Source organism: Saccharopolyspora sp. NPDC049426 (genome assembly GCF_040676935.1).
In the GTDB taxonomy this organism is placed as follows: domain Bacteria; phylum Actinomycetota; class Actinomycetes; order Mycobacteriales; family Pseudonocardiaceae; genus Saccharopolyspora.
The window spans coordinates 55,907-63,992 of record NZ_JBFAPZ010000022.1 but is presented as its reverse complement, the minus strand read 5'-3'; the positions used below and the strand labels follow the sequence as shown (position 1 = coordinate 63,992).

Annotated in this window: 7 protein-coding genes; all 7 read right to left on the bottom strand. The window is 68.2% G+C overall.

What is annotated here, in order from left to right; translation table 11 throughout:
* Window positions 1–23 precede the first annotated feature (23 nt).
* The gene (locus AB0J78_RS31950; protein WP_363795537.1) at window positions 24–1,412 is read right to left on the bottom strand and encodes an ATP-binding protein; all 1,389 of its coding nucleotides are present in this window, start codon (window positions 1,410–1,412) and stop codon (window positions 24–26) included.
* A gap of 170 nt (window positions 1,413–1,582) precedes the next feature.
* Complete coding sequence (locus AB0J78_RS31945) at window positions 1,583–3,091, bottom strand: SCO6880 family protein (RefSeq protein ID WP_363795535.1); 1,509 nt, start codon at window positions 3,089–3,091, stop codon at window positions 1,583–1,585.
* Entirely contained in the window at window positions 3,088–4,971 is a 1,884-nt protein-coding gene (locus tag AB0J78_RS31940; RefSeq protein WP_363795533.1) for a hypothetical protein, read from the bottom strand. The genes AB0J78_RS31945 and AB0J78_RS31940 overlap by 4 nt, the downstream gene beginning before the upstream one ends.
* 2 nt (window positions 4,972–4,973) lie before the next feature.
* A complete protein-coding gene (locus AB0J78_RS31935) occupies window positions 4,974–5,744 on the bottom strand; it encodes a hypothetical protein (protein ID WP_363795531.1) in 771 nt (256 codons plus the stop codon).
* Between the two features lie 55 nt (window positions 5,745–5,799).
* Entirely contained in the window at window positions 5,800–6,159 is a 360-nt protein-coding gene (locus AB0J78_RS31930; RefSeq protein ID WP_363795529.1) for a hypothetical protein, read from the bottom strand.
* Window positions 6,156–6,983: a hypothetical protein gene (locus AB0J78_RS31925; RefSeq protein WP_363795527.1), complete on the bottom strand. Its 828-nt coding sequence runs from the start codon at window positions 6,981–6,983 to the stop codon at window positions 6,156–6,158. Before AB0J78_RS31925 ends, AB0J78_RS31930 begins: the two co-directional genes overlap by 4 nt.
* Window positions 6,984–7,551: 568 nt before the next feature.
* Entirely contained in the window at window positions 7,552–7,908 is a 357-nt protein-coding gene (locus AB0J78_RS31920; RefSeq protein ID WP_363795525.1) for a WhiB family transcriptional regulator, read from the bottom strand.
* Window positions 7,909–8,086 lie beyond the last annotated feature (178 nt).

The following is an 8,086-nucleotide window of genomic DNA, read 5'->3' as shown; positions in this document are numbered from 1 at the left end:
TGAACCCACGACACGACCCACGCTCATCGCCAACCCCCTACACTTGGGTTCCGGTCAACAGACCCGTCGGTTTTCGTGAACTCACGAGGGACGGCTCGGAGTTGGGCGTTGGTGTCAAAGGTCCGTTTCTCAGCGCGGGACAGGACGCTTTGGACCTTGTAACCGGGGTTGTTTTCGATCTTCCAGAGGGCGCGGCCGGTGCGTTCCATGCACCATCCGGTGGTGACGTCGGATTCCCTGCCCGAGAGGGCGAAGTCTTCGACGAGTTCGTCGGCGACCCTGGTGGACTGTCCGAACAGGATCCGTGTGGAGCACAGGGCCAGGAGGTCCTTGGCGATGGCGACCTCTTGAGATCCGGCATGACCCACCGAAAGGAAGTCCGAGGGTTTGTGGCCGACGAGGATTTGGATTTTCTTCTCCGCGCGGCTCAGGCGGAGGTCGGAGTCGACGGCTTGGACGGTTTTGGGGCCGAGGCGCATTTGGCGCCAGACTTCGTCGCGGACGACGATGCGGATCTCGCCGTCGTCTTGCAGGTCGGTAATCATCGACGACCACGAGCCCAAACAGGTCAGGGCCACCGCCACGGCCTGGTCCCCGCGGCTGCGCAACCGGGACAGGTCCATAGACTGGATCGGCGCGGCCCAGTCGAGCTCGAAGTTCGTGGGCTCGTCGAACAACCCGGCCAGGGGACCGTGGATGAGGTTGGCCAGGGCGTCGGTGATGGGCCGCAGTGCGTCGAGGAACTGGCGGCGCCCTGCGAAGCGGGTGCCCTGCCACAAGGTGTCCTCGGCCGCGGCGAGTTCGCGCTGAACATCCGGAATGGTGACCGGCCGCAGGTGGGTATAGCCGTCGGCGGCACCGACCAAGCGCCGCAGGACCTGGGAGAGCACGGCTTCGTCGGTGACCGTGGGGGTATAGCCCTGGGCTTCGGCCAGCGCGGTGAGAAGTTTGACCCACCGGCCGAAAACCCCGTCGAGTTCCTCGCGCTGCCTCGCCACCGACCACCCATCCCAGTACCGCGCCAACGGACCCAGGTCGAGCGCGTTGAGCCGGGCCTTTGAGCCTCGGCCGAGGGCGATGGGGTTGATGTCGAGTGCCCGCAGCAGGGGTGAGTATTCGCCCTTGACGTCACCGGAGATCAGGGTGCGAACCCCGAAGAGCATCATCCGCAGCAGGAAGGCGACGACAGTGGAGGATTTGCCGCGTCCGGGTTCGCCGAAGATGACCATGTTGGGGTTGGTGCACATGCCCCGCAGCACCCACTCGATCGGATGCGCATAGAACGCTCCGCCGCTCAAGGTGTCGTAGCCGATCCGTGCACCCACGGCGGGGATGCCGTTGGCGGCCAGCAACGGAAACAGCCCGCCGATCTCGTGGGTGGCGGCCTGATACACCGTCAGTGGTGCCTGCACCGGCGCCCATCCGCAGCCTGGCCGAGCACAGCCACGTCGCGGTGCGAGGGGCCGGTTGATCCGCTCCACCGGTGTGCTTGGCCGTGTGGGTGTGCGGGGTTTGCTCGGCGGGGGTGTACCGAAGTCGGTCAGCAGCTGTGTGGCGTTGCGTTCGGTGCGGTGTGTGCGTGTCACAGCAGACCACCCCTGACGCGGGGCAGGCCGATGCCGAGGGGGAGGCAGGCGGCGACGAAGGTGGAGTCCTGGGCCAGGTCGAGGCGTAGGAGGCGGAAGCGGCCGGCGGCGTCGTTTTCCAGGCGTGCGGCGCGGTCTTCGACGTTCCAGTGCACCGGCACCGTCACTGCCGAGGTGACGGCGTAGCGCACGAGGGAATGACCGGCCGCCACCGCCCGTTCCTGCGCGTGCGCGCCACTGGCCTCACGTTCATCCGACGCCGACGCCGAAAACCCCTTCGTCCGCTTATAGTCGCGCAGGACTCCGGCGCGGAAGCGGTAGTTCTGCACTGCCCGCGCAGCCCTGCGCGGGCCCATGACCTCGTAATGGATGGCCAGGCACCGGCGCTCCCCGGCGGTTTTGACCGCCAACAGTGGCGAGAGGCTGCCGAAGACGGTGCCGGCCTCCGGCATCAGAACGCTGTAGCTCACGGTGGAGAAGGCGTCGTGGTCATACCGCCGCCACCCCGGCGTGGGCGTTTCGGTCGGCCCGGCGGCGGCCTTCGGCAACCCCTCCCGGCCATCCCCGGCCAGACGCCCCGCGCGCAGCACAGCGCTGGAGGCAGGGTTGAACCCGGTGCGGATCGCCTCCGCCAAGGCACTACCCGACAGCCACTCGACACTGTCCGCGCCAAGGGCCTTCAGAGGGTCTTCCAAGCCGTCGAGCACGCGGTAGAGGACACGGGCGCGCCCCTCGACTCCCCCGCCAGCCGCGAGCGCTGGTTTGCGCAGCGCGTCCTCGGAGCCTGTGATGGTCACGAACACCTCGTGGCGCACCGACACTGAACCCACCGTCCGGTCAAGCTCCTGGGTGGCTTGCCGGGCCAGGTGGGGTGGGTCGGGGGTTTCGTGGTGGGTGCGCCAGACCTCGTATTCGGTGCCGTCATCAGGCACGGTGCGCACCAGCAGGCTCATGCGGTCGATGACCTCGCGGTGCCCGATCGACAACAACAAATTGCCCAACCGCGACGCCAACCGCTCACACTGCTCACCCGAGAGCATCCCGACACCGGTGTGGGTCAGGCGCGCGGTCGCGCCCCACCGGCCATCGCCGGTGTCGTGGATCAGGCACACCCGGCCGCGGTCTTTGAACACCGGCCCATCCGGGAACCCCACCCGCTGCAACACCCCCGGCAGATCCGGTTCGTCCGGGTTCACCGCCGTGCCCGAGGCCGCATGCGACTGCCACCGCGACCAGCCCAGCGCGGATCCGAGTTGGTAGAGCAGGAGGTGGCCGAGCCAGCGCACCGCCGGGCGGCCCCGCACCGGCACCACCACCAGCACCCCCGCGAGCCCACAGACCGTGGCCGTGATCAAGGCGTGGGTGAACTGTCCGTTGCTGATGGTCCACAGCACCGGCACCGCCAAGGCCAGACACGTGAGGGCTTGGGCTGGGGTAAGTCCCAGAATCCAGCCCGCGTGTTCCCGCCGGGCCAGCCCGCGGTAGATCCGCACGTTGCTACTCATTCGGGAATCACCCCTTCGTCCTGTCCTGGGTCGCTGTCATCGCCGCCGTCGTGGGAACCCGGTTCTCGGTTCGCAGCTCGGCGTGCGCGGGGACCGGCCTCATCGGCCGAGCCAGGCCCGGGAGAAGGCACATCCGCTGCCTCGGCCGGCGGTGGGTCACCGTCGCCGCCACTGGCCGGGGTCGGAGGGTGGGCAGGTGGCGCGTCGTAGTCGCTGTGGCCTCCGCCGATGGGCGCCTCCGGACTGGGCGTCGTCGGCGTGGCCGTGCCCTCTCCCCCTCCACCAGGTCCGCCACCAGCCGGGGCGGGTCCGGATGCCGTGAGATCGAGGGCTTCCGGAAGAGGCGGATCGCCGCTATCACCAGCTCTGCTGCCGCCCGTACCCCCGGTTTGCTGAGCCGGTGCGTCCTCGCCCTCCGTGGCAGTTTCCGCACTCGCAGGATCGACGGTGTTGTGACCAGCTCCGTCGACCTGGCCTGGGCCGGTCGAGGTGTCCGGGAGTGCGGGTTCACCACCGCTGGAACCTCCCTCCCCGCCAGCGGACCCGTCGGCACCGTCGTCGGGACTCCCAGCGTGGTCGCCGACGAGCTGCGGGCCGAAGCCGTCAGAGGCAACCACCCGGCCGCGATTGGCAGCCGGACGCGCACCACCAGCAACACCCTCACCACCAGCTGTCTCGTCGCCTGGGTCGTCTGCATGCAGGTCCAGTGGCGGCGGTGGTGGCGTGGCGTGCCCGTCGGAGCCTCCCGATCTCCCACTACCTCCGCCTCCGCCTCCGCCAGAACTCGAACCGCCGGTTGTGTTGTCGGCGTCCGGAGTGCGGGAGGTGGCGTTCGGGCTTCCGGTGGGTCGTTCGTCGGGATCCCTGTCGTGGCTGCCGTAGTCGGAGTCGGCGTCGTCGAAGCGATCGGTGTTGGCCGATTCCTGTTCGTCCTCGCCGCCACCACCGCCGTAGAAGGCAGCTACTGTAGATCCGGCTTTCATGGCAGGGCTATTCGCCCCGTAAGAGTCCACGCCGGCCATGGACAACGCGTCACGGAAGACGCCGCCGGGATCGGAGTTCGGGTCCACAAAGGCGAAGAGCCGGAAAAGGACGAACGGGACCAGCAGGGAGATGATCAGGACGCCGACTCCGGCGAGCAGTCCCGACAAGCCCTCGGAGCCGCCGGCGATGGCCACACCCAGCACCAGGGCGAGCGCCAGGACGGGTTTCATGGCGATACAGGCCAACAACCAGCGAATCGCGATCCAAAACCACGCCTTGGTGACGTGGGCGAGCAGTCCGGCTGCGGTGATCGGGATCGTGGCCACCAACGCATAGATCGCAGCCTCGCGAAACAGCATCTCCAGTACGAAACCGATCCCGGCCGGGATGACCCCGAAGATGGCGCAGATCCCCAGCACCACTGCTTTCACGCCGTCGACGGCGCCGTCGGCGAAAGTGGTGTGGGTCAACGCGTCCTGAAAGTTCCGGGACTGCAACCCGTACTCCAGGATTCCCTGTGTCAACCCGTCCGCGGCGACGAGAAATCCCGCCACCAGGCCGACGGTCATGGCCAGCGCGATCCCGTACTGCACCGGACCGCCCACCAGCCGGAAGAACCCGCGTCCGCTGCGCACCGAGGTCACGATCATCTGCCAGAAAAACAACCCGAGCGCCAGGATGCCGGAGATCCACAGCATCATCGGCCACAGCACCGACACCGGACCGGTGCGTGTGTCCACTGTGAACATGGAGAACTGGTCGGCGAGTGTGAACGCTTCCCGCAGGATCGCCAGGCTGGCTTCCCACAGGCCCAGCATCGCCGCTTCGAACAGCGGCATGGCGACTTCTTTGAGCTCCTCACCCAGTACGCCGCCGATCGCATCGAAAGGCCACATCGTCAGCCACCCCGCTTCACATCGCGGTAGCCGGCACGCACCGCATCCGCACTGCCCGGCCACGCACACGGCGCAGCAGCCGCCACCTCTCCCGGTGCGATCCGCCAGTCAGATCCGTCGTGGCGCAAGGCCTGGCAATCCCCGACCCCGGCGGTCCGCGTCTGCCCGCGGTAGTCGACGGAGAACTGTCCGAGAACGCAGGCCACGACGTAGCGGCCGCCATCCGTGCTGCCTTTGATCTGTCCGTGCGTGACCTGGAAACTCGTGGTCAGCTCCAGCACAACCCCAGTAGGGTCAAGGCCCGCGCTGGTGCGCAGGGACCGCAGCAGCGAGAACAGTCCCGTGTTCTGCGGTTGCGGTGCTCCCGGCAGCGCCAGGTCGCGGTAGCCCAGGGCGTAGGTCCCCGGATCACCGCCCCTCATCGCCGCTTCGTCCAAGGCCGCCAGCTGTCCCAGCGCGCCTTCCGGTGTCGCGGGGAATCCGGCCGGGATCCACCTACCCACCCACTGCGACGCTGGTGGGATGGTGATCGGGTCACCGGCGCTGTCGGTGGTCATCGGCTGCGGCTGCGCCGCTACCGCGGGCAACGCCGCCATCGGCGCCGAAGCCAGTGCATGTTGCCCGGCCAGGTCCCAGCCACCGGAGCCCACGATCGGGCCCGGGCCCGGCCGCGCAGGGGGCGCTACGGGTAGGGGCTCGGGTCCGATGCGCTCGCGCGAGGTCACCAGGGCCGCGGCCACGGCGACCGCGGCCAGGAGCAGGACCGCGATCACCGACAGGCCCACCACGACCCTCGGGCGCTGGTGTTCGGATGCGGGGGCGTATGCCTCAGCCCCCGGCCGCGAAGGTGCTGATCAGCTGGTAGCCGACGCCGTAGAGGATCCCGCCGCCCACGGCGCACAGCATCATGATCACGCCGACCTTCCCGGCCCGGTGGTGATCCACCCAGCGGCCGCCGGCCCAGATCAGCAGGCCCATGAAGAACCCGACCATCAGCCCGATGCCCGCGCCCCACTTCACATTGCCCGCGACGTTGAGGACCTTGTCGGCCCCCGGCGGCTCCCGCACAGTGGGGTTGGGAAACGGCGCCGTCGGAAACAACGGATGAGGCGGTGGCATCGTCGGGTCCTGAGCCGGAAACTGGTCAAGCAACGGCACCACGGCGTCAGCGAACAAGTGCGTGATCATGCGCCCGCTCCCCTCATCCATCGCGCCAGTCGCCGCCTGCGTCCGTTCGCAGGGGCCGACGCGGGTAGCAGTTCCCACCGACGCAACAACGGCGCGAGGGCCTCGCGCAGCCGTAGCGGGGTGACCTCGGCGGTGATTCCGGCCGTGGCCACGCCGGGGTCATGCGGGAGGAACAGCGCGTCGTCGAGCAGCGCTGCGAGGCGGCGTCCGGCGCAGCCGGGGACTCCGGCGGGCCAGCGCGTGGCGCCGACGACTACCAGCTGAACCGGTGGGGTGATCATGCCCGTGGTGTTCCATGCCTCCAGGCGGGCCAGGACCTGTTCGGCGTGCAGCAGACTGGGCCGACTGGCCCGGCACACCAACACCGGCTGCGGCATCGGCGTGCCGCGCCGCAACCACGCACCGGCACCAGCCAGGGGGTGTGCGGCCACCCGCCACGGGTCGTGTCCGAGATCGACCACCGTGGCCTGCACCGACCACGTCGCAGGCTTGAAGAAGCGTGGGGGCGGGACCATGCCCGGGGTGATCACCGGAAGCTCGGATTCCACCCGCGCCAGCACTGCCTGTGCGCGCCAGGACATCCGGATCCGCACCGACCGATGCGGCCCTTCCAGCAGTGGCCCGTCTGTGCGGGTCGCTGCGGTAAGCCCGGAGCGGGCGGGGTCGGCGGTATCGACCATGAGCACTCGCCGACCAGCGGTGTGCATCGCGTCGGCAAGGACCGTGGCCACCAGTGATGCCCCACACCCGGGCGAGGCCGCCAGCACCGGGATGACCTGGCCAAACCCCGTCCAGTCCGCAGGGGTGGTACTGCTGGTAGCCAAGCCTTGTCGCTGCACGTGGACTGCCGCCTGAGCTGTGGCGGCCGCTGTGTCGGCACCGACGTCGGTCGTTGCATGTCGGCTTCCTGTTTGAGCCCTGGCGAGATTGGCAGCTTCGACGGCTGCGACCACGTCGGCGGAGGGCAACTCATCCCCTTGCTGGCATGCGGTCCGTGCGAGTTGCTGGTCACGCTGCTCAACCTGGGCGTCCGAAAATTGGTCTGAGGTGGTGGAGCGAGAGCACGACCGCTGGACGACGGCGGCCATCCGTTCGTCCTGCGAGCCCGATAGCTGCGTGGCATGCGCCGTCCTGGGATTCGAGGACGCTGCGGCGCCGCGGAGGCTGTCACGCGAGGTCGCACGGGAGTCCTGGGTACATGTCGGAGAAATCCACGAGCCCAGAAATTCATGAAACCCGTTGCGCACCAAGTGTGTTCGCGGCTGATCAATCATGGCGATTCTCCTTATTGGCCTCATGAGCCATCACGAGTGGAGGGAGGGGTGCACGCCCGCGAGGTGTTCGGTCAGCGAGGCGTGTGATCACTGGCGAGGCGGACGGAAACGTCCGCCTTCAGCCGATGAGGGATCGGTCACCGTCATCGATCTCGACGTCGAAACCTTGATTGACCGAGTTCATGGCGAGCATGCGGGCACGGTCCGGCGGGATGGTGCCACCCCAATATCCCCAGCACTCACCGGCTTTGGCTTCGAGAGCGAGGGCGACGCGGAGGCATTCAGACTGCACAGGGCAGCCATGGCACGCTCGTTGTGCGCGTCGGCGCTGTTCGTCGTGACTCCACCGGCCGCGGGCGATGGTTTTGTCATGCCAGGGATCACGGCGCCGCCGGGTAGCCGGCTTAACAGGTTTGGTGCATTTGCCCCGGTACTCGATGTACTCGTGCAATTCGTCGATCGTCGCGTCACGCATGGTGCCCCCCGAATGGGTGATATAGCCGCTAGGCGTGTCGGGCGCACGAACCGCATAGGAATGCCGCCGGTGGTTGCTCTGATCGAGCCATCCAGGATTGCGCCCGCACCTCTACAGCGCGGCTATGTTCTTTGATGTCAACAGGTTTCACTCCGCCAAAGAGGGTCGGAGCCGGTTC

Coding starts and splice junctions, on each gene's coding strand:
- AB0J78_RS31945 (WP_363795535.1), bottom strand. CDS start 3,091: ATGAGTAGCAACGTGCGGATCTACCGCGGGCTGGCCCGGCGGGAACAC.
- AB0J78_RS31940 (WP_363795533.1), bottom strand. CDS start 4,971: ATGTGGCCTTTCGATGCGATCGGCGGCGTACTGGGTGAGGAGCTCAAA.
- AB0J78_RS31920 (WP_363795525.1), bottom strand. CDS start 7,908: ATGCGTGACGCGACGATCGACGAATTGCACGAGTACATCGAGTACCGG.
- AB0J78_RS31930 (WP_363795529.1), bottom strand. CDS start 6,159: ATGATCACGCACTTGTTCGCTGACGCCGTGGTGCCGTTGCTTGACCAG.